Origin of the sequence: Methylobacterium aerolatum (assembly GCF_022179085.1) — a bacterium.
Lineage (GTDB): Bacteria > Pseudomonadota > Alphaproteobacteria > Rhizobiales > Beijerinckiaceae > Methylobacterium > Methylobacterium aerolatum.
Genome location: NZ_BPQE01000011.1, coordinates 286,212 through 309,313 on the forward strand (window position 1 = coordinate 286,212; position 23,102 = coordinate 309,313).

Below are 23,102 nucleotides of genomic sequence, written 5' to 3' on the forward strand. Positions count from 1 at the left end.
ACGGACCTTATGGACAGTTTCAAGCCGCTCCTCGCCACGGTCGCCGGGGGCCAGACCCTCGGGCGGGCCGATGCGCGCGCGGCCTTCGACCTGCTGCTCTCCGGCGAGGTGACGCCCGTCCAGGCCGCCGCCTTCCTGGTGGCCCTGAAGATGCGCGGCGAAGTCATCGAGGAGATCGTCGGCGCCGCGGAGGCGATGCGTGCCCGGATGGTTCGTGTCACGGCGCCCGCGAACGCCGTCGACGTCGTCGGCACCGGCGGTGACCATTCGGGCAGCGTGAACGTCTCGACGCTCGCGGCGATCCTCGTCGCCGCCTGCGGCGTGCCGGTGGCCAAGCACGGCAACCGCGCCGCCACCTCGCGCTCCGGCGCCGCCGACGTGCTGGCGGCGCTCGGCGTCGCCCTCGGGCTCGATCCGGCGGGGCAGGAACGCTGCCTCGCGGAGGCCGGGCTGTGCTTCCTCTTCGCGCAGACCCATCACGGCGCCATGCGGCACGTCGCGCCGGTGCGGGCGGAGTTGCCGGTCCGAACGATCTTCAACCTGCTTGGCCCCCTGTGCAACCCGGCGGGCGTCACCCGGCAGCTCTTCGGCGTCGCCGACGGTGCCCGCGCCGAACCCCTGACCCGCGTGTTGGCGGAACTCGGGTCCGCGCGCGTGTGGACGGTCCATGGCTCGGACGGGCTCGATGAGATCACGGTCACCGGTCCCACCGGGATCGTGACCCTGGAGGACGGCCGGATCGGCCGCTTCACCCTCGATCCGCGGGATGTCGGCTTGGCGCTGCGCGCACCCGAAGAGCTGCGCGGCGGCGATCCGGCGCACAACGCGCAGGCCCTGCAGGCGGTGCTCGCCGGCGCACGCAACGCCTACCGCGACATCGCGGTTGTCAACGCAGGCGCCGCCCTCGTGGTCGCAGAGAGGGCGGGCACGCTGGCGGAAGGCGTCGCCCGCGCGCAAGATGCGATCGATTCCGGAGCGGGCCGGGCCACGCTCGCCCGGCTCGTGCGCGTCTCGCAGGCATGCTCGAACCGGCAGGAGAGCCGATGACCTCCCCCACGCCAGACGCGGTGCCCGAGGCGCCCGAACGGCCGAACGTGCTGGCCCGGATCGAGGCGTACAAACGCCGCGAGATCGCCGAGGCGAAGTTGCGCGTGCCGCTGGCCAAGCTGGAGAAGCGCGCCGCTCAGGCCGATGCCCCCCGCGGCTTCGCCGAAGCCATCCGCGCCCACCGCGCCGAGGGCCGCACCGCCTTGATCGCGGAAGTGAAGAAGGCATCGCCCTCGAAGGGGCTGATCCGGGCGGATTTCGACCCGGCCACGCTCGCGGCGGCCTACGAGGCCGGGGGCGCGACCTGCCTCTCCGTGCTCACCGACGAGCCCTCCTTCCAGGGCAAGCCCGATTACCTGATGGAGGCCCGCGCCGCCTGCCGCCTGCCGGTCCTGCGCAAGGACTTCATGTTCGAGCCGTATCAGGTCTACGAGGCGCGCGCCTGGGGGGCCGACTGCATCCTCGTCATCATGGCCTGCCTCGACGACGACGAGGCACTCGCCCTGGTGGAGACCGCCCACGACCTCGGCATGGACGTGCTGACGGAAATCCACGACGAGGCCGAACTCGTTCGCGCCCTGCCGCTCGGCACCGCCCTCGTCGGCGTGAACAACCGCAACCTCAAGACCTTCGAGGTCTCCTTCGACAACGCCTTACGCCTCAAGCCCGGCATCCCGCACGACCGGATCGCCGTGGCGGAGAGCGGCATCGCCGATCATGCCGACGTGAAGCGCCTCGCCGGGCACGGCCTCGGGACCGTGCTCGTCGGGGAGAGCCTGATGCGGCAGGCGGACGTCGCGGCCGCGACCCGCGCCCTCATCTTCGGCGAGGGCGGCGGCGCAGCGAAGGCGAAGACGGCGTGAGGGGGCGCGGCGCATGAGCGGCGGCCTCACCCACCTCGACGCCCAGGGCGCGGCCAACATGGTCGACGTCACCGACAAGCCGGCCACCACGCGCACCGCCCGCGCCGAGGGCTGCATCGTCATGCTGCCGGAGACCCTGGCGCTGATCCGCGAGGGCGATGCCAAGAAGGGCGACGTCATCGGCACGGCGCGGCTCGCGGGCATCATGGCCGCCAAGCGCACCCATGAATTGATTCCCCTCTGCCATCCCCTGCTCCTCTCCAAGGTGCGGGTGGAGTGCGAGGAGGATGCGGCCCTGCCGGGCCTGCGGATCACGGCGGAGGTGCGCGTCCAGGGGCCGACCGGCGTGGAGATGGAGGCGCTGACGGCCGTCTCGCTCGCCTGCCTCACGGTCTACGACATGGTGAAGGCCGTAGACCGGGGTATGCGCATCGAGGGGATCCGCCTGCTCGCCAAGGATGGCGGCCGCTCCGGCGCCTACCGGGCGGACCCGGCGTGAGGGCGGGGCGATGAGCGGGCTGATCCCGGTCGCCGAGGCCCTGTCCAGGATCCTGGCGAGCGTCGCGGAGCCCGTCTCCGCCGAGACTGTCCCCCTCGCCCGCGCCGCCGGCCGGGTGCTGGCGGCGCCCGTCGTCTCGACGCGCACCCAACCGCCCTTCCGCGCCTCCGCCATGGACGGCTACGCCGTCCGCGCGGCCGATGCGGGGCAGGTGGGGGCCACGCTGAGGCTCGTCGGCACGAGCGCGGCCGGCCACGGCTTCACCGGCCGCGTCGGGCCGGGCGAGGCGGTGCGGATCTTCACCGGCGCCCCCGTCCCCGAGGGCGCCGATGCGATCCTGATCCAGGAGGATGCTCGGGCCGAAGGTGAGTCGATCCATGTCGGCGAGGCGGTGGAGACGAACCGCTTCATCCGCCGGGAGGGGCTAGATTTTGAGACGGGCGCGACGCTGCTGACCGAGGGGCTGACCCTCGACGCCCGGCGCCTCGCCCTGACCGCCGCCGCGGGCCATCCCGACCTCGTCGTGCGCCGCCGCCCGCGTGTGGCGATCCTCGCAACGGGGGACGAGTTGGTGGCGCCGGGCGCCGCCCCCGCCTGGGACCAGATCGTCGCCTCCAACAGCCTCGCCCTCGCGGCCCTGGCCGAGGAGGCCGGCGCGGAGATCATCGACCTCGGCATCGCCGCCGACGACCAAGCCGCCCTCGAAGCCGCCTTCCGCCGGGCGCGGGAGGCGAAGGCCGACCTGCTCGTCACCCTCGGCGGGGCTTCGGTGGGCGATCACGATCTCGTCCAGGCGGCGCTCGCCCGGGAGGGGCTGGAACTCGGGTTCTGGCGCGTCGCGCTGCGGCCTGGCAAGCCATTGATGCATGGCCGCCTCGGGCCGATGCTGGTAATCGGCCTGCCGGGCAATCCCGTCTCCTCCATCGTCTGCGGCCTGCTCTTCGTCGTCCCTGCGATCCGCGCCCTTCTCGGCGATCCGCAGGCGGGCGCCGACGCCAGCGAGCCGGCGCTTCTCGGCCGCGACCTCGCGGCCAACGACGGGCGTCAGGATTACATGCGCGCGAGCCTCACCCTCGCGCCGGGTGAATTGCCGGTGGCGGACCCGGAGAACCGGCAGGATTCCTCAATGCTCGCCGTCCTCGGCCGCTCGGAGGCCCTGCTGATCCGCGAGCCGCACGCGCCGGCGGCGAAGGCGGGCGACCCCTGCAGGATCATCCGCCTGGACCGTCGGCTCGTCTGACGGGTCTCCCACGCCGTCGTAACGAGCGCCAGCCACCCCGCTCGAACCGAAGCGACTTTATGGAGCGACTTGCCAGACCTTTACCGGCCCGGCGTCGGTCAGCGGCTTCAGCCAGCCCGCCTTGGCCTCCCCCCGGGTGAGGCGGGTGGCGAAGGCAGTCTCGGCTTGAAGGTCGTCCGCCGGGCGACCGGCACAGGTGGCGAGGTAGCGGACGCCGTGGGTCCGCGTCTCACGGCGGAGGTCGCCTTCGGTGCCGCCGAGGCCGCGCAGGGCGGCGGCGATCTCCGGCACCGCCCGGTGGTACGGGGCCGCGACGACGGCGTGCGGCGTGTGGAGCAGGATTGCCGGCCCCATGAAGATCGGGGCCAGCACCGTTCCGGGCGGCAAGGCGGCGAGGGGCGCCAGCGCGCCGTCGCCCAGGCAGGCGGTGGCGCCCGCAGGATCGTTCGCCGTCCGCGCGGCGGGGAACAGGGTTTCTCCGAGGGCGATGGGTGCGATCCACACCGTACTGACGAGCCCGGCGGCGAGGGCGATGCGGCCGACCGAGGGGAGGCTCCGCATGGAGGCCCGCCGCAGCGCTTCGCCGATGAAGGGGCCGGCTACCAGGGGGACGAGGCCGCTGACCACGTAGAGGCCGCGAAACTCCTCCAGACCGAGGACGAGGCCCGGCCACAGCAGCGCCGAGGCGACCGCCCAGAATCGGCGGTGCGGGCCGCGGAAGGCGAGGCGGGTCGCCACCAGGGTGGCGAGGAGGACGACCGGATAGAAGGCCAGCGCCTCCCACTGCCCGCGCGCGACGAAGGTCGCGGCGTCGGTCATCTCGTTGACCTTCAGGAGCCAGTGGTCCCGCACCAGCGCCGTCATGCCGGGGAACGGGCCGCCGAGGCAGACGGGGAAGAGCAGGGCGAAGCCGCCCAGCAGCAGGGTTCCGAGGCCGGTCAGGGCCAGGAACCGGGAGGTCCGCCGCTGAAGATGGCGGTCGAGGGCCATGCAGCTGAGGCCGATGGCGAGGCCGCCGCCGGCGAGGAACAGCCAGGGCGGGGAGAGGGCGTCGCAGGCGGTCCGGCCCCAGAGGGCGGGCGAGACCTGCGCCCCGAACAGCACGGGCGCGCACAGGCCGAGGGCAGCGCCGAAGGCCGTGAAGGCGGCCAGCGCCGGGCGCCCGCGCAGGATCCAGTCCGCCGCCAGGAAAAGGGCGGCGGCGGCGAGGAACGGCAACCCCTCGAGGCCGACCGCCAGGGAGAGCGCCCCGAGGGCGCCGGCCACCGCGCCGCCCCGCGCGCCGCCCCCGATCATCGCGAACGCCAGGCCGAGGATCGCGATGAGCTGGATATCGTGGTGATCGACCCGCCCGGCCGCGAATTGGATCGTCACGCCGAGCGTCTGCGTCGCAACCACGAGGGCGATCAGAGCGGAACGGGCGCCGAAGGTCGCGCGCACGCCGCGGAACAGGACGACGGCGTAGAGGCAAAACAGCAGGCCCGGCCAGAGCAGGGCCGCCGCGCCCTCCGCGAGGGGGCGTCCGGTCAGGGGCGTCAGCGTCAGGATCAACCCTGCCAGCGGCGCATCGACGAGGCGCGACCAGTGGCTCGGGATACCCACGGGCGGCCCGAATCGCCGCTGCACGAGATCGTACCAGCCCTGTCCATCGACGAGATCGCGCACCTCGACGAGGCGCATCGCGTCGTCCGGGTCCGGCACGCGCAGGTGGTGCAGGGTCGCCGAGATGTCGGCGGGGGCGTTCATGGTCACTAAGCCGATGGCGACGAGCAGCCACAGGAACGCGGTCGGGTTGATCCGTGAGGCGGGCATGGCGAGCGCCGGCTCCGGCATGGCGAACGATCTCCAGGGTGGCGGCCGAAGGCGCGTCACCGTGAAGGAAGCGACTGAACACTCCGTCAAGGCCGGGGCGAGGGGAGTGGGTTAACCACCCGGAAGGTCATGCTGCCTAGGGTTGTGCCATTCGGAGCCAGCCCATGTCCGTCTCCACCCTCTCTGTCCCCACCCTCTCCGTGCGCGACCGAGCGATCCTCGGTGCCGGGGCGGCGGTGTCGCTGCTGGCGTGGCTGGCGATGCGCCCCTGGGATTTCCAGGGCTGGATGATCGGCGCTCCCCTCGGCCGGGACTACGTGAACTTCTGGCTGGCACCGCGCCTCGTGCTGGCGGGGCAGGGCGCCATGCTCACCGACCTGCCTGCCTATGCCGAGACCGTCATGGGGCTGTTCGGTCTCCGGCGCGATCCGATGCTCCTGTTCAGCTATCCGCCGCACACGCTGTTCCTGCTCGCCCCCTTCTCGGCCTTGCCGTTCATCCCGGCGGTGCTGGTCTGGACCGCCGTCAACCTCGCCTGCCTCGCCCTCGCGACCCGGCTGGTGATCCGGCGGACGCCGGGCGGCGCAATGCTCTGGGCGGTGTGCCTGTCGCCCCCGGCCGTGGCGATGATGATGTATGGCCATTTCGGCGGTATCCTCGCCCTGGCCGCCACCCTGGTGCTGTTCGAGGCGGAACGCCGTCCCGTAGTGGCCGGGATCGGTCTGGCGGTCCTGTCCGTCAAACCGCAATTCGCCTGCGCCCTCGGGGTGATGCTGCTCGGAGCCGGCTACTGGCGCTGCCTCCTGGCAGGCGCCGCCGTCACCTTCGTCCTGGTCGCGCTGTCCGCAGCGACCTTCGGCGTCGCGGTCTGGCAGGGGTTCCTCACCGTCACGCTGCCGATCCAAAGCGCCTTCGTCACCGCCTTCAACGCGAAGATGATCGAGACCTCGGTGACGGCCTATTTCGCCGCACGCTTCTCCGGCGTGCCGGGGGCCGCTGCCTGGGCCATCCAGGGGGCGGTGAGCCTGTTCGCCCTCGGGGCGGGCATCGCCGCCCTGCGCCGGGGCATCGGGCGCAAGGGCGCTCCCGCGGTGGTCATCTTGGCGGCCCTGGTGATGCAACCCTACGTGTCGCATTACGACCTCGCCATCGCGGCGCCCGCCCTGGCCCCCGTGCTGTTCGGCAGGGAGGCCGACGCGTCGCCCGCCACGGTGGCGGCATGGCTGCTCGTGCCGATCGCCCGCATCCTGATCGTCTTCGATCTGCCGGTGCTCGGCGTGCTCGTGCCGAGCGCGATGGTCGCCCAGGCGATCCGCCTGCTCTCGGACAAGCCGGCGCCGGCCCGTGCCGCGGATGCGCGGATGCTGGCCGAATGCTGAACTGACGCGCGTTAGAAAAGCAAAGTCTTAACTCTGCACGGACAATGTCCACTCGTCCGGCTCGCCACCGGATCGATTCGGGCCGGAGCGATTGATGAGCCACCACACCGAGACTCTGGTGATCGGCGCGGGCCCGGCCGGGCTGACCGCCGCCTACCTGCTGTCGAAGCAGGGGCGGCAGGTGACCGTGCTGGAAAGCCATGCCGAGCAGGTGGGCGGCATCTCCCGGACCGTCTCGCACAACGGCTACCTGTTCGATATCGGCGGACACCGCTTCTTCTCGAAGTCCAAGGCCGTGGTCGATCTGTGGGACGAGATCCTGCCGAACGACTTCATCGAGCGCCCGCGCCTTTCGCGGATCTACTATAACGGCAAGTACTATGCCTATCCGCTGAAGGCCTTCGAAGCCCTCAGGAACCTCGGCCTGGCCACCAGCGCGGCCTGTGTGGCCTCCTACCTCTACGCCCGCGCGCGGCCGGTGAAGGAGCCGAAGAACTTCCATCAGTGGGTGCGCAACCAGTTCGGTGAGCGGTTGTTCTCGATCTTCTTCAAGACCTACACGGAGAAGGTCTGGGGCCTCTCCTGCGACGCGATCTCGGCCGACTGGGCGGCGCAGCGCATCAAGGGGCTCGACCTCGGCGCGGCGATCATCGATGGGGTCAAGCGCTCGCTCGGCCTGCGCCGCCGCAAGGCCGGGGGAAAGGCCGGGGGTCCCGTCATCAAGACGCTGATCGAGTCCTTCCGCTATCCCCGCCGGGGTCCCGGCATGATGTGGGAGGCCGCGGCCGCGAAGACGCAGGCCCAGGGCGGCCGCGTGCTCCTCGACCGCACGGTCGATTCCCTCGGTTACGAGCCCGGCACCGGCATCTGGACGGTCTCCGCCCGCCGCAGCGACGGCAGCCGCGAGACCTTCACCGCCCGGCACGTCGTCTCGTCCGCCCCGGTGCGCGACCTCGTGAACGCCATCCGACCGCGCCCGCTCAGCACCTTCAACGCCCGCTCCCTCGCCTATCGCGACTTCCTGACGGTGGCGCTGATCGCGAAGTCCGACAAGACCTTTCCCGACAACTGGATCTACATCCACGACCCCTCGGTGAAGGTCGGCCGGGTGCAGAACTTCCGCTCGTGGTCGCCGGAGATGATCCCCGACGAGGCGCACACCTGCCTCGGCCTCGAATACTTCTGCTTCGAGGGCGACGGGCTGTGGAATTCCTCCGATGAGGACCTCGTGGCCCTGGCCCGCGAGGAGATCGGCCGGATCGGCCTGATCGATCCGGCGGACGTGGTCGATGCCTGCGTGGTCCGGCAGCCGAAGGCGTATCCGGTCTACGACGAGGATTATGCCAACCACGTCGCCACGGTGCGCCGCGAACTCGAGCGGGACTTTCCGACGCTCCATCTCGTCGGCCGCAACGGGATGCACAAGTACAACAACCAGGACCACGCGATGATGACGGCCATGCTGACCGTCGAGAACATCCGCCTGGGCGCACGCCGCCACGACGTCTGGCGGGTGAACGAGGACGCGGAGTACACCGAGTCCGGGTTCTCCGGGGCCGAGGAGGCCCTTACCAGCGAGCGGCTGGTGCCGCGCAAGGTCGCCTGAGGGCGTCGCCCGAAAACGGTCGCCCGAGGCGCGGGGCCGCGGAACCGCGCCAGCGACAAAACCGCCGGAACTCAACCTGTCCGAAGTTTCACGCGACAGGCCAATCCCTTGCCGCTATCTCGCCACGTCCCGCGCCCATGTGCGCGGGGCCGAACCATCCCTGACGGTTCGCGGACGTGAGAGGAGAGGCGTGTGGGGGCGATCAGGACCGGGCTCGGTATCCAGGCCGTGATAACCGCGCTGTGCGCGTTGGTGCTGCTGGCCTTTCCCGGCATTCCGAGCCCGCCGCTCTATGTGTCCCTGGCCGGATTCGCTCTGGCGGGTATCTTCGTCGCCTCAAACGGAATCTCGGCCTATCTGAAGGTCTTCGTCTCGGTCTACGGCGTCGGCTACCTGATCCTGGCCATCGGGCAGACCCTCGCGGCGGGCGGCATCCTGCCGCCGGTCATCGCGGCGCTCCTGCCTCCGGCCTTCGCCGCGACCGGCGCGGCCGTGTTCGCCGGAATCGTGCTCATCATCTCCTATCTGGAGCCGATCCGCGCCATCACGCTGATCGCCGACCCCTATTTCGCCAACCACGATGCGCCGACCAAGGAGATCAAGCTCTTCCGCTGGTTCGGCAGCACCGAGGGGCGCATCGGGCGCAATCTCGTCGCCCTGTCGATCTTCGTGAACTTCGCCGACGTTGCGCTGAACCTGCGGTTCAACTTCTTCTACCGCGACATGTACAACTCCCTGCAGGAGTACAACGCCGAGGCGTTCTGGCATCAGCTGCTGTGGGTCTTCGTGCCCCTCGCCACGCTGAACCTGATCATCGGCATGTTCGACCTGTTCGTCGATTCGTCGCTGCTGATCCGCTGGCGGACGTGGCTCACCCACAGCCTCACGGGCCGCTGGCTCGGCGAGGGCACCCACTACCGCATCCCCTTCACGGAGGAGGAGGCGGACAACCCCGATCAGCGTATCCAATCGGACGTCGATGCCTTCATCCGGCAGACCACGACGCTGTCCATCCGGCTCCTGAGCCAAGCGGCGCAGCTCGTCTCCTTCATCGTCATCCTCTGGACGATCTCGCGGGACTTCGTCCTGCCCTTCACCGACGTCGTGGTGCCCGGCTTCCTCGTCTGGCTCGTGATCTCCTACGCCGTCGTCGGGACGTGGCTGACCCACCTGATCGGCCGCCCGCTCATCGGGCTGAACTTCCGGCAGGAGAAGGTCGAGGCCGATTTCCGCTTCTCGCTGGCCCGCAACCGCATCTATTCGGAGCAGATCGCCCTGCTCCGCGGCGAGAAGGCCGAGGCTTCGCGCCTCGGCGGGCTGTTCGGCCTCGTGGTGGCGAACTACACCAACATCATCTTCCGCCGGATCAAGCTGATCGCCTTCACCTTCAGCTACCGGCAGTTGAGCGTCATCTTCCCCTACCTGCTCGCCGCGCCCTCCTTCTTCGCCAAGAAGATCACGCTGGGCGCGCTCCAGCAGACCGGCAACGCCTTCGGGCAGGTCCAGACCTCCCTGTCCTTCTTCGTGGACGCGTACACCACGCTCGCCGCCTACAAGGCCAACACCATCCGTCTCGGCTCCTTCCGCCGGGCGATGACGAAGGCGGAGGCGCTCGCCGGCACCGACAGCGGCATCGCACAGGGCAACGCCACCACCGGCGGCGTCACGGCCACCGGCCTCGGCCTGTCCCTGCCCGACGGCCGGGAGATCGTGTCGGCGGAATCGTTCAACCTGCCGAAGGGCGCCGCCACCCTGGTCACGGGGCCGTCGGGCTCGGGCAAGTCGACCCTGTTCCGGGCCATCGCCGGGATCTGGCCCTTCGGGCGCGGCCGCCTCGACGTGCCCGCCGGGCAGTCGGCCCTGCTGCTGCCGCAGCGGCCCTACATCCCCCTCGGCACGCTCCGCGCGGCGGTGATCTATCCGAACGACACCGGCACCTTCGCCGACGCCGAGATCCGCCAAGCGCTCATCGACGCGCAGCTGCCCCATCTGGCGGACAAGCTCGACGAGGACGACGTGTGGGAGCGCCGTCTCTCCGGCGGCGAGCAGCAGCGTCTGGCCATCGCGCGGGCGCTCCTCGCGAAGCCGGCTTGGCTGTTCCTCGACGAATCCACCGCGTCCCTGGACGAGCCCTCGGAGGCCGAGATCTACCGGATGCTCCGGCGGCGGCTGCCGGAGACGACCATCGTCTCCATCGGCCACCGCTCGACGCTGGAGGCCCTCCACGACCGCAAGGTGGTGCTGGAGAAGCAGGGCGAGCGCTTCGTTCCCCGCGACGTGGTGCCGATGCCGGCCGAGTGAGGCGGCAGGTAGCCGGTAGCCGGTAGCCGGGGACGACAACCCTCCCCGTTGGGGGAGGGGGTTTTCCCTACGCCCGCAGCCCCGCCGCCGCGCGGGCCGCCGCCTCGATGGCGGCGCCGTCCGGCGTGCCGGGCTTCACCACCCAGCTTCCGCCGACGCAGAGCACCGAGGGGAGGGCGAGCCAGTCCGGCGCGGTGGCCTCGGTGATGCCGCCGGTGGGGCAGAACCGCACTTGGCCGAACACCGCCGACTGCGCTTTCAGCGCCTTGATCCCGCCCGCCGCCTCGGCCGGGAAGAACTTGAACCGGTCGAGCCCATGGTCGAGGCCGCGCATGATGTCGGCGGCGGTGGCCACACCCGGAAGATAGGCCACGCCGTTGGCCTTCGCGGCCTCGGTGAGGGGCGCGGTGAGGCCGGGCGAGACGATGAAGGTCGCCCCCGCCGTCATCGCCGCGTCGAGGTCGCGCGGGTTGAGGACCGTTCCGGCCCCGACCACCGCTCCCTCGACCTGCGCCATCTCGCGGATCACATCGAGGGCGGCCGGGGTCCGCAGCGTGACCTCAAGGGCCGTGAGGCCGCCCTTCACCAGGGCCTCGGCGATCGGGCGGGCATGGGCCACCTCCTCGATCACCAGAACCGGGATGACGGGCACGGACCGCATCAGCGCGTCGATGCTCAAGGGTTGGGTCATGGTCGCTCCGTGCTCAGTCCTGCCGTCGTTCCGTTCCGACCGTCATCGCTTCCTTCGCAACGACGGCGCCAAAGGGTTCGCGCCGAGGTGCCAGGTCGTCAGAGCCCGGCCGCCGCCAGCATGGCCGAGGCGCCCTGTTCGGCGCCGTCCGCGCCCGAGCGCATGAGGGCGAAGAGTTCGCGGCCGGTGCCGTGGTCCGGTCGGGGGGCGGGGGCGGGATCGCGGGCGGCGAGGTCGCCCTCCGCCACCAGTACCTCCAGTCGTCCGTCCGGGCCGGAGAGGCGCACGATGTCCCCGTCGCGGATCCGGCCGATGGGGCCGCCCGCCAGAGCCTCCGGGGTCAGGTGGATCGCGGCGGGCACCTTGCCCGAGGCGCCCGACATCCGTCCGTCCGTCACAAGGGCGACCTTGAAGCCGCGATCCTGGAGCACGCCGAGGGGCGGGGTGAGCTTGTGCAGCTCCGGCATCCCGTTGGCCTTGGGGCCCTGGAACCGCACCACGACGACCACGTCCCGTTCCAGTTCGCCGGCCTTGAACGCTTGCAGAACGTCGTCCTGATCGTCGAAGACCCGGGCCGGAGCCTCGATGGTCCGGCGCTGCTCTTCGACGGCGCTGGTCTTGAAGGTCGCCCGGCCGAGGTTGCCCTTGACCAGCCGCATCCCGCCATCCGGCTGGAAGGCATTGTGGGGCCGCCGGATCATCGTGTCGTCGAGGCTCTCGGGCACGGCATTCTCGAAGACCAACTCGTCCCCCGCGAGCTTCGGGTCGCGGGCGTGATCGCGCAGGCTCTGCCCGGCCACGGTGAGGATGTCGTCGTGCAGCATCCCCGCATCGAGCAGCGCCGCGATCACGAAGCTGATGCCGCCGGCCGCGTGGAAGTGGTTCACGTCGCCCGCGCCGTTCGGGTAGACGCGGCAGATGAGCGGCACGGCGGCGGAGAGCCGGTCGAGGTCCTCCCAGTCGATCACGATGCCCGCCGCGCGGGCGATGGCCGGGAGGTGGATCGCGTGGTTGGTCGAGCCGCCCGTGGCGAGCAGCCCGACCGCGGCGTTCACGATGGCCTTCTCATCGACACAGCGGCCCAGGGGCCGGTAATCGTTGCCGTCGGCGCCGATCTCGGTGAGGCGGTGGATCGCCGCCCGGGTCACGGCCTGCCGCAGCTTCGTGCCGGGGTTGATGAACGAGGCGCCCGGCATGTGCAGGCCCATCATGTCCATCATCATCTGGTTTGAGTTGGCCGTGCCGTAGAAGGTGCAGGTCCCGGCCCCGTGGTAGGAGGCGGACTCGGATTCGAGCAGTTCCTCGCGGCCCACCTTGCCCTCGGCATAGAGCTGCCGGATACGCTGCTTCTCCTTGTTGGCGAGGCCGGAGGGCATCGGCCCGGCGGGGATCAGGATCGTCGGCAGGTGACCGAAGCGCAGGGCACCGATCAGCAGGCCCGGCACGATCTTGTCGCAGATGCCGAGCAGCGCCGCGCCGTCGAACATGCCGTGGCTCAGCCCCACCGCCGCCGACAGGGCGATGGTGTCCCGCGAGAACAGCGACAGTTCCATGCCGCGCTGCCCCTGGGTGACGCCGTCGCACATGGCCGGTGTGCCCCCCGCCACCTGCGCCGTGGCGCCCCGCTCCCGGGCGAAGACCTTGATCTGGTCGGGATAGCGTCCGTACGGCTGATGCGCCGAGAGCATGTCGTTGTAAGCGGTGACGATGCCGATGTTCATCGAACGCCCGGCCCGGATCGCCGCCTTGTCCTCTCCCGCCGCCGCGAAGCCGTGGGCGAGGTTGCCGCAGGCGAGCTTCGGTCGATGCACGCCGGACTCGCGCTCGCGCTCGATGAGGGCGAGATAGGCGCGGCGGCTTTCCCGCGAGCGCTCCACGATCCGCGCGGTGACGGCCGCGACCTCGGGATGAAGCTCGGTCATGGGTAGTCCTCCTTCGGCAGGCGATGGGACTATAACCCAGAAATCGGACAGTGAAAACGTTTACATCGTTTGCACGGCGCTGTGAGACAACACGGACAAATCGTCCGTCATCGAAGCGTTCGCGATGACTCGATCGGGCGTATGCCCGGCACCGCGAGCGATCCGTCCGCTCCCGCGGATCTCGAAGGCCACCCAAAAGCCGATGGCTTCCCCCACGTCCCCATCCCGGGGCCCGCCGTGGCGGGTACCCCGGGACGGGGCCGAGTGCGGCAGGGCCGCTGCTCGCTCAGTACTCCCAGAAGATCCGCTGGATCTCCTTGGTGTCGGTGGTCTTGGTGAGGGCCAGGGCCGCCAGGAGCTTGGCCTTTTGCGGGTTCAGGTCGTGCGAGACGACCCAATCGTACTTGTCATCGGGCTGCTCGGCGTTGCGCACCACGTAACCGTCCGGCACGCGGGCGGAACGCACGATGATCGTGCCCTTGGCGCGGATGTCGCGCAGCTTATCCACGAGGTAGTCCGGCACGGAGCCGTTGCCGGTCCCGGCGTGGATGATGGCCTTGGCACCCGCCTGGACCTCCGCGTCGTAGACGGCGGGAATCATGTTGCCCGAGCCGTAGACGATGCCGACGAGGGGCAGGCTGTCGATCGAGTCGATATCGAACTCGGAGGACATGTTGTGGCGCTTGGCGAGGGTCCGGTAATAGTAGGACTTGCCCTCCACGATCATGCCGAGCGGTCCCCACTGGCTGTAGAAGGCATTGGGCACCACGTTGACGCGCTTGGTCACGTCGCGACCGCTCTGGATGTAGTCGTTCATCGTAACGACGACGCCCTTGCCGATCGCCTCCTTGCTGCCCGCGACCGTCACCGCGTCGAGGAGGTTGAGGGCACCGTCCGCCGACAGGGCCGTCGAGGGCCGCATCGAGCCGACCACGACGATCGGCTTGTCGCTGTGCACGACGAGGTTGAGGAAGAACGACGTCTCCTCGATGGTGTCGGTCCCGTGGGTGATGACGACGCCGTCCACATCGTCCTGCTTCAGCAGCGCCGAGACGCGCTTGGCGAGCTGGATCAGCTTCGCGTCGGTGAAGCTCTCGGAGCCGATCTGGAAGACCTGCTCACCGCGCACGTTCGCCACGGTTGTGATCTCGGGAACGGCGGCGATGAGCTTGTCCACCGCGAGCTTCGCGGAGGCGTAGGAGGCGCTGTTGGCGGAGGTGGCGCCGGCGCCGGCAATCGTGCCGCCGGTGGCCAGGATCACCACGTTGGGCTTGCGGGTCTCGGCGGCGGCGGGAGTGGCGGCAGGCGCCTCGGCCGCCTTGGCCGTAGCCGCGGATTCGGTTGGCTTGGTCGCCGGAGTGAGGGCGGGCTCGGGCGTGCGGGCCTCGTTGGTGGGCGGCGCGGATTTCGTCTCCTTGGCCGCAAGGGGCGCCGTGCCCACGCCGAAGGAGCAAGCGAGGGGCAGGATCGCCGCGCACAGCGAAGAGCGCAAACGACGACGGCTCGATGGCATGAAAGATCCCTGGTTTCGGGGTGTCATGGACGGCCGGGATCGTAACGTAGGCTTGTCCTTAAGCAACCCGAGCGGAGCCGGACGGATCGAGTTTCAAGCGTGAGCGTTTCATGATGTCGTAGACACGCGTGGAGGTGGTAATGTCCGATCTCACCGATCTGATGGACGAACTGAAGCGAAGCGATATCGCCCGAGACGCCATGGATCTGTTGGAATCGGCCCTGCAACGCCGTAGCATTGAGGAGCGCGGCGCGTTTTGGCGTGCAGTCGACCTGTATTATTTCTCGCGCAAGGCGCCGCCGGAGCCGGGAACGGCGGAGGCCGCCGCGGTGCCTCCGGCGGAGTAGGCATCGTCCCGGTCAGAACACCGAGATGAGGACGATTCCCGCCACCATGATCGCCGCGCCGATGAGGCGCGGCGCCCCGGCGCGGACCTGCTTCATCCCGAGCCAGCCGAAATGGTCGAGGGCGACGGAGGTCAGCAGGTTGGCGGTGATGAGGAGGCCGTTGAAGGCGCCGGCTCCGACCTTGTCCACGAAGAGCAGACCGGCGAACACGGCCACCGCGCCGGTGAGGCCGGCGAGCGGCATCCACCAGCGCACCCCGGCGAGGTCCTGACGGTTCGGCAGCGGCGTCGGCCGCAACAGGAAGATGAAGGCGAAGACGAACACCACGGGCACGAAGGAGACCGTGGCGGCGAGCCAGGGGTTCTCGAGGGCGCCGCGCAGCTGCGCGTTCCACACGACGCCGACGGCCATGAGCATTCCGGCCACGATGATGAACGGGTAGAGCAGCTTGGCGCCGAGGCCCTTCTCGTCTCCCCCGTCCTGCTTGCCGCCGGTCTTGGCGATGAAGATCACGCCCAGGGCCATCAGCAGCCCGCCCAGCCAGGGTAGCGGCTTGAAGCCCGCGGCCTGGAGGCCGAACAGGCCGAAGGCGTCCATGGCGAGGGAGGTCAGGATGTTCGCGGTCAGGGTCATGCCGTTGAACGGCCCGGCGCCCACCTTGTCGATGAAGGCGAGGCCGCCGAACACCGCCACCGCCCCCGCCACGCCGCCCAGCGGCGCGTACCACGGCATCTTGCCCAGGGTATCGAGGGTCGGAAGGGGAGTCGGCATCGTGAAGAACAGCGTCGTGAAGACGAACACGATCGGCAGGAACGACACCGTGGCCGCGAGCCAGGGATTGACCATCTTGCCGCGCAGCTGCGCGTTCATGGAGTTGCCGAGGGCCTGGAGGCATCCCGCGACGATGATGAAGGGATAGAGCAGGGCGGCTGACACGCGGCGTGTTCTCCGGTCCGGAAGGTCTGCGGGAGGCTCAGAGGTAGAGAAGCGCGGCGAGCGAAAGGATCAGGGCCGGCGGCATGACGAGGAAGCCGAGCTTCAGGAACTGACCCGCCGAGACGTTCTGGCCCTCGCGGCGGATCGCCGTGAGCCACAGGATGGTGGCGAGGGAGCCCGTCACCGAGAGGTTCGGCCCGATATCGACGCCGATGAGGATGGCGCCCGCCACCTTCTGGGAGACGTGGGCGGTCTGCACCGCCGCCCCCGCCAAGAGGCCCGCCGGCAGGTTGTTCACGAGGTTGGACCCGAAGGCCACGGCCGCGCCGCCCGCCCAGGCCGTCGCCATCGGATCGCCCGCCGCGTAGGATTTCAGCGTGTCGGCCAGCATCGCCAGCACCCCGGTCTTCTCCAGCGCCTCCACCAGCACGAACAGCCCGGCGACGAGGGGGAGGACGCTCCACGAGACGTCCTTGGCGACCTCCATGAGCCCGCCGCGCTTGATCGCGATGACGACGAGGGTCGTGGCGAGGCCGGCGACGAAGGTCGGCAGGCCGAGTTCGATGCCGATGGCCGAGGCGCCGATCAGCACGGCGCCGGTGAGGATGATCCCCAGGCCCGCCACCTTGCCGCCCGTGCCGAGGTCCTGCGTCTCCACGTCGGCCTCGATGGTCTGCTTGAGGGCCGAGTTCTGTGTGATGCGAAGGACGATGAAGGTCGTCACGATGGCGAGCACCGAGGGCAGGGCGAACAGGCGCAGCCACTCGCCCAGCGGCGGCATGTTCTCGGCGAAGACCACGAGGTTCGCCGGGTTGGAAATCGGCAACACGAAGCTCGCCGCGTTGGCGATGAAGGCGCAGATGAACAGGTAGGGCAGGGGGTTCTCGGCCTTCGCCGCCTTGGTGGCGGCATAGACGGCGGGGGTGAGCACCACGGCGCAGGCATCGTTGGACAGGAACACCGTCACCACCGTGCCGACGATGTACACCAGGAGGAACAGGCGCGAGGCCGAGCCCTTGGCGGCCCGCACCGCCTTGCTCGCAAGCCAATCGAACAAGCTCTCCTTCCGGGCGATCTCGGCGAGCAGCATCATGCCGATGAGGAAGAGGTAGACGTCCGTCCCCTTCTTCACCCCGTCGAGGGCGACCTCCCAGGGCAGCAGGCCCAGAACGACGAGCAGCGCCGCGCCGAGCACGGCCCAGATCGCTTCCGGCCAGGAGAAGGGGCGCAGGATCACGCCCATCGTCGCCAGGGCGGCGATGGCCCAGGTCGCGACGTTCGGTGTCAGGGGAAGGGCACCCATCACGGGATCGGTCTTTCGGTCGGGGACAGGGAGGAGGGGATTACCAGTCGCGCCCGGCGCGGTTGGGCCCGAGTTGGTCGCCGCGCACGCCCTTTTCGAGCCATGCGCCGAGGCTGCACGCGTCGCTGCCCGGCCGGGTCGGACGCTCCGGCTCGGGAACGGCGCGCCCGGCGGGTTCGATCACGTCGCTGTCGATGAAATCGGGCCCGAAGCCCGGCCAATCGGGATGGATCGCCTGCACTTCGAGGCGCCGGGACCCGAGGGACCATTCCACACGTCCCTCGAACAGCCCGTCCGGTCCGGCGGCTGCCATGGGGCGCCACGGGCCATCGTCTGCGCGGCAGCGGCAGACGGTGGGAGCCTTGTCCGAGAGCACCATGGCCCGCACCGCGACGGTCCCGTCAGCGTGCAGGTGCTGCGACCGCGTGGCGAGGCGGCGATCCACGGGGGCGGTGATCAGCACGAAGGGCCAGGTCCGGTCGAGGGCACGGAAACGCCAGGCCGCCTCACCACCGTCGAGCGCCCCCACCGCGTAGCCGACGGAGCCGTCCTCGTTCTGGCCCACGGAGCGGGCGGCGGCGTAGGTGGTGCGCCCGTCATGGGCGAGTTCGTTGTAGTGGGTGTGCCCCATCTCCACGAGGCGCACCCGCTCGCTCCAGAACAGGCCCGCCACCTCGGCGGCCTCCTTCTTCTCCAGATCCTCCGGGTAGCTGTGCATGAAGACCGCGCAGGTCTTCGCCTCGCGCCGCGCGTTATCGATCTCGCCCGAGAGCCATTCCATCTGCTCGCGGCCGAGCCGGAAATCGAGGCCCTGGCCCTTCTGGCCGTAGCCCGCGCTGATCATGTCGAGGAACACCGCCCGCACGGCGCCGTAGGTTTCCGCGTGGTAGTACTGCCGGATCGCCTCGCGGGGCGGAGGGCCTTCCGGCCCGGTGGGCGGCCGGTCGAGGTCGTTGGTGATGGGCGGGTGGCGCGGAGCCATGTGTGCACCGTGGAACGCGTCGAAGTCGTCCATCGTCCCGTATTGGCGGTCGTGGTCGCCGGGGATGAGATGGAGGGGCAGCGCCGGATGCCGCCGCAGCCCCGCGTCGATGAGGGCGTATTCGGAGGCGAGGCCGTTCTCCGCGATGTCGCCCGGCAGGTAGACGAAATCGTACGAGCCCTGCGGCAGGCCGGCGACCTGCGCCAGGATGGCGTCGAGGTCGTGGGCGTTGCGCGCTCCGGCGACCGTGAGATGCTGGTCGCCCACATGCAGGAACAGGAAGGGCCGTGCCGAACCCGGTGCGTCGGCGGTCATGATCGCGGCGTCCTGCGGATCAAGCCACGGCGGCGGTGCGGGGCACCCCGCCGCTCGCGGAGGTCCCGTCGATCGCGTCACGGGTCTCCGGCATGAAGATCAGGTACAGGGCGAAGCCGATCCCGGCGATGGCCGCTAGGCACAGGAAGGCCGCCGAGTAGCCGGCGGAGACGATGATGACGCCCGCCAGCGTCGCGCTCAGGGAGGCGCCGATGCCCTGCGCCGTGGCCACCGCGCCCTGGGCCGCGTTGAAGCGCCCGCCGCCCCGGGTCAGGTCGGCGACGACGATGGGGAACAGGGCGCCGTAGACGCCCGCGCCGATGCCGTCGAGCAATTGCACGGCGACGAGCCAGAAGGGATTGTCGGATAAGGTGTAGAGCACCCCACGTACCGCCAGGATGCCGAAGGCCACGAGGAAGATCGGCTTGCGCCCGATGGCATCCGCCTTCGCGCCGACGAACATCGCCACCGGCACCATCACGCATTGCGCGGCGACGATGCAGACCGCGATGAGCGACGTGGCGTGGTCCTTCCCCGAGACGTGGGTCAGCAACTGGCCGACGGAGGTCAGCATCGCCGCGTTGGCGAGGTGGAAGACGGCGCAGAGCACCGCGAAGAGCAGGAGGGCGCGGTTCTTGAACAGCGTTCCGAGACCGGAGGGCTGCTCCCCGGCCTGCTCCTCCTCCGCCGTCATCCCCCGCGCGAGGTCGTCGTCGATCTCGTCGGCGGGCACCATCAGCATCGCGCCGATGGACAGGGCCGCCAGGATTCCCATCAGCCAGAACACGACGATCGGGCCGAAGAAGTAGGCGAGGCCGCCCGCCACGGCGGCCGAGACGGCGTTGCCTGCGTGGTTGAAGCCCTCGTTCCGGCCGATGCGCTTGGAAAACATCTTCGGCCCGACCACGCCGAGGGTGATCGCGGCCAGCGCCGGCGGGAAGATCGTGCCAGCCACGTGGGCGATCGATTGGGTGGCGGTGACGGCGTAGAAATTCGAGATGAAGGGCAGGACGAGGCAGCTCGCCGTCACGGCGATGGCGCCGCCGATCACCACCGCACGCTTGCGGTTTGTCGAATCGATGAAGGCGCCCGCCGGCGTCTGGGCCACCAACCCAAGAATCCCCGCGATGGTCATCACGAGGCCCGTCGTCGCCTCGTTCCACCCCTGGTCCGGGCCGCGCACGGCGATGAGGTAGATCGCGAGGTAGGGACCAAGGCCGTCGCGGACGTCCGCGAGGAAGAAGTTCAGGGCATCCAGGCCGCGCAGGGCCTTCTTCGTCGGGCTCTTGGTCGTAGGCCCTCCGGCCCGGCCGCCCTGCGACCCGGCCCGCGCGCTGCTCGCGTCCATCTCGTCGATCCCCGCTCGCTTCCGCCCCTCGCGGATCGAGCGGGTGCTTGACGCATCAGCGGTGTGCAAGTTCCGAAAGCTTCGATCAAGTGTCTGTCAGGGGACGGCAATAGGCGGATCGACTGGGCAAAGGCGATCAGAGCCCGTCCTCGCTGTCGGATTTGCCGACATCGTCTGTCGTCTTTTCGGACGGCTCCGTCACGGCATCGCCCAGCCCGTATCGATCGATCTTGGCGTAGAGCAGCTGGCGCTGGATGCCGAGGCGTCGGGCCGCCCGGCTGCGGTTTCCGCCCTCCTCGTCGAGGGCGCGTGCGATCATCCGGCGCTCCAGCGCGGCCACAGCGCCGGGCAGGTCGCTGGCGGGTTCCCCGTCCGGTTCCGCCTGTCCCTGGCCACCGGGCAGGTCGATCTCCTCCGGAGCCACCATGCCGCCCCGCCCGAGGAAGGCCGCCCGTTCCATGACGTTGCGCAACTCGCGGACGTTCCCCGGCCAGGGATAGGAGAGGAGGCGCGCGGCAGCGCCCGCGCTCAGCCGCTTCCCGTGGGCGGCCAGGAATTGCTCCGCCAGCGGAACGATGTCGGCGAGCCGCTCGCGCAAGGGAGGGATCAGGATCGGAACCACCGCAAGACGGTAGTAGAGATCGGCGCGGAACCGGCCCTCCGCGACGAGGGCGGGCAGGTCGTGGTGGGTGGCTGCCACGAGGCGCACGTCGATCCGCGCGGGCGTGCCGCCCATCGGCGCGATCATCCGGTCCTGGATGACCCGGAGGATCTTGGCCTGCATGGCGGCGGGCATGTCGCCAACCTCGTCGAGGAATAGCGTCCCCCCGGCGGCCCGGCCGAAGGCGCCGGTCCGGTCGGCCGTGGCGCCGGGAAAGCCGCCCCGGACATGGCCGAACAGTTCCGTCTCCAGGAGATGCGCGGGGATGGCAGCGCAATCGATGGGCACGAAGGGTTTGTCCCGCCGCCCCGAGAAGGCGTGGAGCGCGCGGGCGACCTCCTCCTTGCCGGTCCCGGTCTCGCCGCCGATCAGCACCGTGGCGGGACTGTCGGCCACGAGGCCGATGGTCTTCTGCACCCGCCGCATCGCCGCGCTGGAGCCGACGAGGCCACCCGCCGGGCGGCGATCCTCCGGCACCGGATCGGGCCTGGCGCGCTGGAGCATCCCGTCGAGGACCGCCGCGAGGTCGGCCCGCCCCACGGGCTTGGTCAGGTGATCATAGGCGCCGAGGCGCATCGCTTCGATCGTGTTGGCGGGTGAGGCGAAGGCGGTGAGCACGGTGACGGGCGGCGGCTCCGGCCGGGCGCGGATGCGGGCGAGGGTGGCCATGCCGTCGAAGGCACCCTGCATCCGGAGGTCGAGCAGGACGGCGTTGACGTCCCCGGCCGCGAGGCGCGCCAAGCCCTCCTCGCCGCTCGCCGCCACCACAGGCACATGCCCGAGGTCGCCGACGGTTTCGGCAAGGCCGTCACGCAGGGCGGGGTCGTCGTCGACGATCAGGACGGTCGCCATGGCAACTCCATGAGGAAGGCAGCACCCTCGCCCTCCCGCGTCACGAGGCGGGCATCGCCGCGATGGGCGCGCGCGATCTCCCGCACGATGGCCAGGCCGAGGCCGGTACCCTCGGGGCGGGACGTGGCGAAGGGCTCGAAGATTCGCGGGCGCAGGGCGGGATCCACTCCCTTGCCCGTATCGGACACGCGCAGCACGAGCAGCAGCGCCCCGTCGCGGACGACCCGCTCCGCCGCGACGGCGACGCGCCCGCCGGACGGGCAATGCTGGATGCCGTTCAGGATCAGGTTGTCCAGGGCGCGGGCGATCTGCGCGCGGTCGAGGTGGGGATGGTCGTCCCCGGGCAGATCGCCCGGTTCCACCGCGACGCTCACCCCCTTCGCCCTTGCAAAATCCTCGTGCAACTGCGTGCATTCGCGCAGGAGGCCGCTCACGGGTGTGGGCGACCGGGCGATGGACCGCGGCTGTGTGAGGTTCAGGAGGTCGCGCAGCAGGGCATCGACCCGGGCGATCTGCCCGAGGACCGCGCGCAGCGCCGTGGCGGACCGTTCGGGATCGCCGCTGGCCAGGGCGTTCTCGGCCTTCAGGCGCATGGCGGCGATGGGGTTGCGCACCTCGTGGGCGAGGTTGGCGGCGAGCCGCCCCACGGCGGCGAGCCGTTCGGCGCCCATGGCACGCTCATGGGCCGCCCGCAGCCGTTCGCCCGCGGCGTTGAGGGCATCGACCAAGCGGTCCAGTTCTGGCTCGCCGGTGGCCGAGAGATGCGGCAGATCCTCGGTCTCCGCGACCGGCGCGGCCAGGGCCGCCTCCAGCCGGGCGATCCGCCGCGAGAACCCGATCAGGAACCGCCCGAGGAAGACCGCCGAGCCGACGACCGTGATCGCCAGGAAGCCGAAGCCCGCGAGCAGCCGCGAATAGGCCGGCCCTTCGTTCACGTGGGTTCGGAGCATGGTCCAGGCCGTGGCGTCGGGCGCGTAGACCCGCAGGGGGCAGCTCTGCAGGACGAGCACCTGCGTGCGGCTCGGCCGCCTCAGGGTCACCGCGTGTTCCACCCGCAGGGCCTCCGCGTTGATCTCCTCGATGGCGGAGCGCTCCGCCGCCGGAACGTCGGTCTTCGGGCCCGTGCCCTCGTAGGTGGGGAAGGCGTAGGCCACCGGCCCCTTCGCCGCCGTCCACACCCCGCCCTCGACGCCGGGCAGCCCCGCCAGCGCCAGGGCCGTGGCCCGCTCCGGCGAGGTCTCTGGCGCTCTGCGGCCGCGCTCGCCGGTCATTCTGTCGATGATGGCCCGGCAGCCCCGCGTCGCCGCCACCTCGGCCTCCGCGACCTGCACCGTCGTCGATTGGGTGTAGAGGCCGTACAGGAGGTACGCCGTCGCCGCGCAGGAGGCGAGGAGCATGATCCAGAGGGCCAGCAGGCGCGCTCGCAGACTGTCGATCCTCACCGCAGGCTTCCACCGCCACTGCCTGGGCCGGGCTTCCGGTTTC

At 70.4% G+C, this 23,102-nt stretch carries 18 protein-coding genes; 8 read left to right on the forward strand and 10 right to left on the reverse strand.

What is annotated here, in order from left to right; genetic code table 11:
* Positions 1–9 precede the first annotated feature (9 nt).
* The 4 genes from trpD to MFF06_RS08220 are packed head-to-tail and all read left to right on the forward strand — an operon-like array spanning position 10 to position 3,649.
* Positions 10–1,047 (forward strand): anthranilate phosphoribosyltransferase, encoded by a 1,038-nt coding sequence (gene trpD / locus MFF06_RS08205; RefSeq protein WP_238202769.1) that lies wholly within the window; start codon positions 10–12, stop codon positions 1,045–1,047.
* Entirely contained in the window at positions 1,044–1,910 is an 867-nt protein-coding gene (gene trpC, locus MFF06_RS08210; RefSeq protein WP_238202770.1) for an indole-3-glycerol phosphate synthase TrpC, read from the forward strand. Before trpD ends, trpC begins: the two co-directional genes overlap by 4 nt.
* A 13-nt stretch (positions 1,911–1,923) precedes the next feature.
* Entirely contained in the window at positions 1,924–2,409 is a 486-nt protein-coding gene (gene moaC / locus MFF06_RS08215) for a cyclic pyranopterin monophosphate synthase MoaC (RefSeq protein ID WP_238202771.1), read from the forward strand.
* A gap of 10 nt (positions 2,410–2,419) precedes the next feature.
* A complete protein-coding gene (locus MFF06_RS08220; protein ID WP_238202773.1) occupies positions 2,420–3,649 on the forward strand; it encodes a molybdopterin molybdotransferase MoeA in 1,230 nt (409 codons plus the stop codon).
* Positions 3,650–3,706: 57 nt separating this feature from the next.
* Here the strand turns inward: MFF06_RS08220 and MFF06_RS08225 are convergent, their stop codons facing one another.
* Entirely contained in the window at positions 3,707–5,482 is a 1,776-nt protein-coding gene (locus MFF06_RS08225) for a hypothetical protein (RefSeq protein ID WP_238202774.1), read from the reverse strand.
* Between the two features lie 143 nt (positions 5,483–5,625).
* Between MFF06_RS08225 and MFF06_RS08230 the strand changes: the two genes are divergently transcribed.
* The 3 genes from MFF06_RS08230 (at position 5,626) to MFF06_RS08240 (ending at position 10,747) form a co-directional block, all read left to right on the forward strand.
* Positions 5,626–6,840 carry a glycosyltransferase family 87 protein gene (locus tag MFF06_RS08230; RefSeq protein WP_238202776.1) on the forward strand — a complete coding sequence of 405 codons (1,215 nt, stop codon included), beginning with the start codon at positions 5,626–5,628 and terminating at the stop codon, positions 6,838–6,840.
* Between the two features lie 94 nt (positions 6,841–6,934).
* Complete coding sequence (locus tag MFF06_RS08235; protein ID WP_238202778.1) at positions 6,935–8,446, forward strand: NAD(P)/FAD-dependent oxidoreductase; 1,512 nt, start codon at positions 6,935–6,937, stop codon at positions 8,444–8,446.
* Positions 8,447–8,638: 192 nt separating this feature from the next.
* Complete coding sequence (locus tag MFF06_RS08240; protein ID WP_238202780.1) at positions 8,639–10,747, forward strand: ABC transporter ATP-binding protein/permease; 2,109 nt, start codon at positions 8,639–8,641, stop codon at positions 10,745–10,747.
* Positions 10,748–10,814: 67 nt separating this feature from the next.
* On the opposite strand, the gene eda is transcribed toward MFF06_RS08240, so the two are convergent.
* From eda to MFF06_RS08255, 3 genes are all read right to left on the reverse strand, one after another.
* A complete protein-coding gene (gene eda / locus MFF06_RS08245) occupies positions 10,815–11,438 on the reverse strand; it encodes a bifunctional 4-hydroxy-2-oxoglutarate aldolase/2-dehydro-3-deoxy-phosphogluconate aldolase (RefSeq protein WP_238202782.1) in 624 nt (207 codons plus the stop codon).
* Positions 11,439–11,536: 98 nt separating this feature from the next.
* Positions 11,537–13,360, reverse strand: coding sequence for a phosphogluconate dehydratase (edd, locus tag MFF06_RS08250; RefSeq protein WP_238202784.1), 1,824 nt, complete (start codon positions 13,358–13,360; stop codon positions 11,537–11,539).
* Between the two features lie 286 nt (positions 13,361–13,646).
* Entirely contained in the window at positions 13,647–14,852 is a 1,206-nt protein-coding gene (locus MFF06_RS08255) for a type II asparaginase (RefSeq protein WP_238202785.1), read from the reverse strand.
* Positions 14,853–15,013: 161 nt separating this feature from the next.
* Between MFF06_RS08255 and MFF06_RS08260 the strand changes: the two genes are divergently transcribed.
* Positions 15,014–15,220, forward strand: coding sequence for a hypothetical protein (locus tag MFF06_RS08260; protein ID WP_238202787.1), 207 nt, complete (start codon positions 15,014–15,016; stop codon positions 15,218–15,220).
* 12 nt (positions 15,221–15,232) lie between these two features.
* On the opposite strand, the gene MFF06_RS08265 is transcribed toward MFF06_RS08260, so the two are convergent.
* From MFF06_RS08265 to MFF06_RS08290, 6 genes are all read right to left on the reverse strand, one after another.
* The gene (locus tag MFF06_RS08265) at positions 15,233–16,156 is read right to left on the reverse strand and encodes a DMT family transporter (protein ID WP_238202789.1); all 924 of its coding nucleotides are present in this window, start codon (positions 16,154–16,156) and stop codon (positions 15,233–15,235) included.
* Positions 16,157–16,193: 37 nt separating this feature from the next.
* On the reverse strand, positions 16,194–17,459 hold the full coding sequence (locus MFF06_RS08270; protein ID WP_238202791.1) for an arsenic transporter: 1,266 nt from the start codon (positions 17,457–17,459) through the stop codon (positions 16,194–16,196).
* Positions 17,460–17,499: 40 nt separating this feature from the next.
* Positions 17,500–18,756: a metallophosphoesterase family protein gene (locus tag MFF06_RS08275; RefSeq protein WP_238202792.1), complete on the reverse strand. Its 1,257-nt coding sequence runs from the start codon at positions 18,754–18,756 to the stop codon at positions 17,500–17,502.
* A gap of 19 nt (positions 18,757–18,775) precedes the next feature.
* Positions 18,776–20,104, reverse strand: a complete 1,329-nt coding sequence (locus MFF06_RS08280; RefSeq protein WP_238202794.1) for an MFS transporter — start codon at positions 20,102–20,104, stop codon at positions 18,776–18,778.
* Between the two features lie 136 nt (positions 20,105–20,240).
* A complete protein-coding gene (locus MFF06_RS08285) occupies positions 20,241–21,617 on the reverse strand; it encodes a sigma-54-dependent transcriptional regulator (RefSeq protein WP_238202796.1) in 1,377 nt (458 codons plus the stop codon).
* Positions 21,602–23,059: a sensor histidine kinase gene (locus MFF06_RS08290; RefSeq protein ID WP_238202797.1), complete on the reverse strand. Its 1,458-nt coding sequence runs from the start codon at positions 23,057–23,059 to the stop codon at positions 21,602–21,604. Before MFF06_RS08290 ends, MFF06_RS08285 begins: the two co-directional genes overlap by 16 nt.
* Between the last annotated feature and the right edge of the window lie 43 nt (positions 23,060–23,102).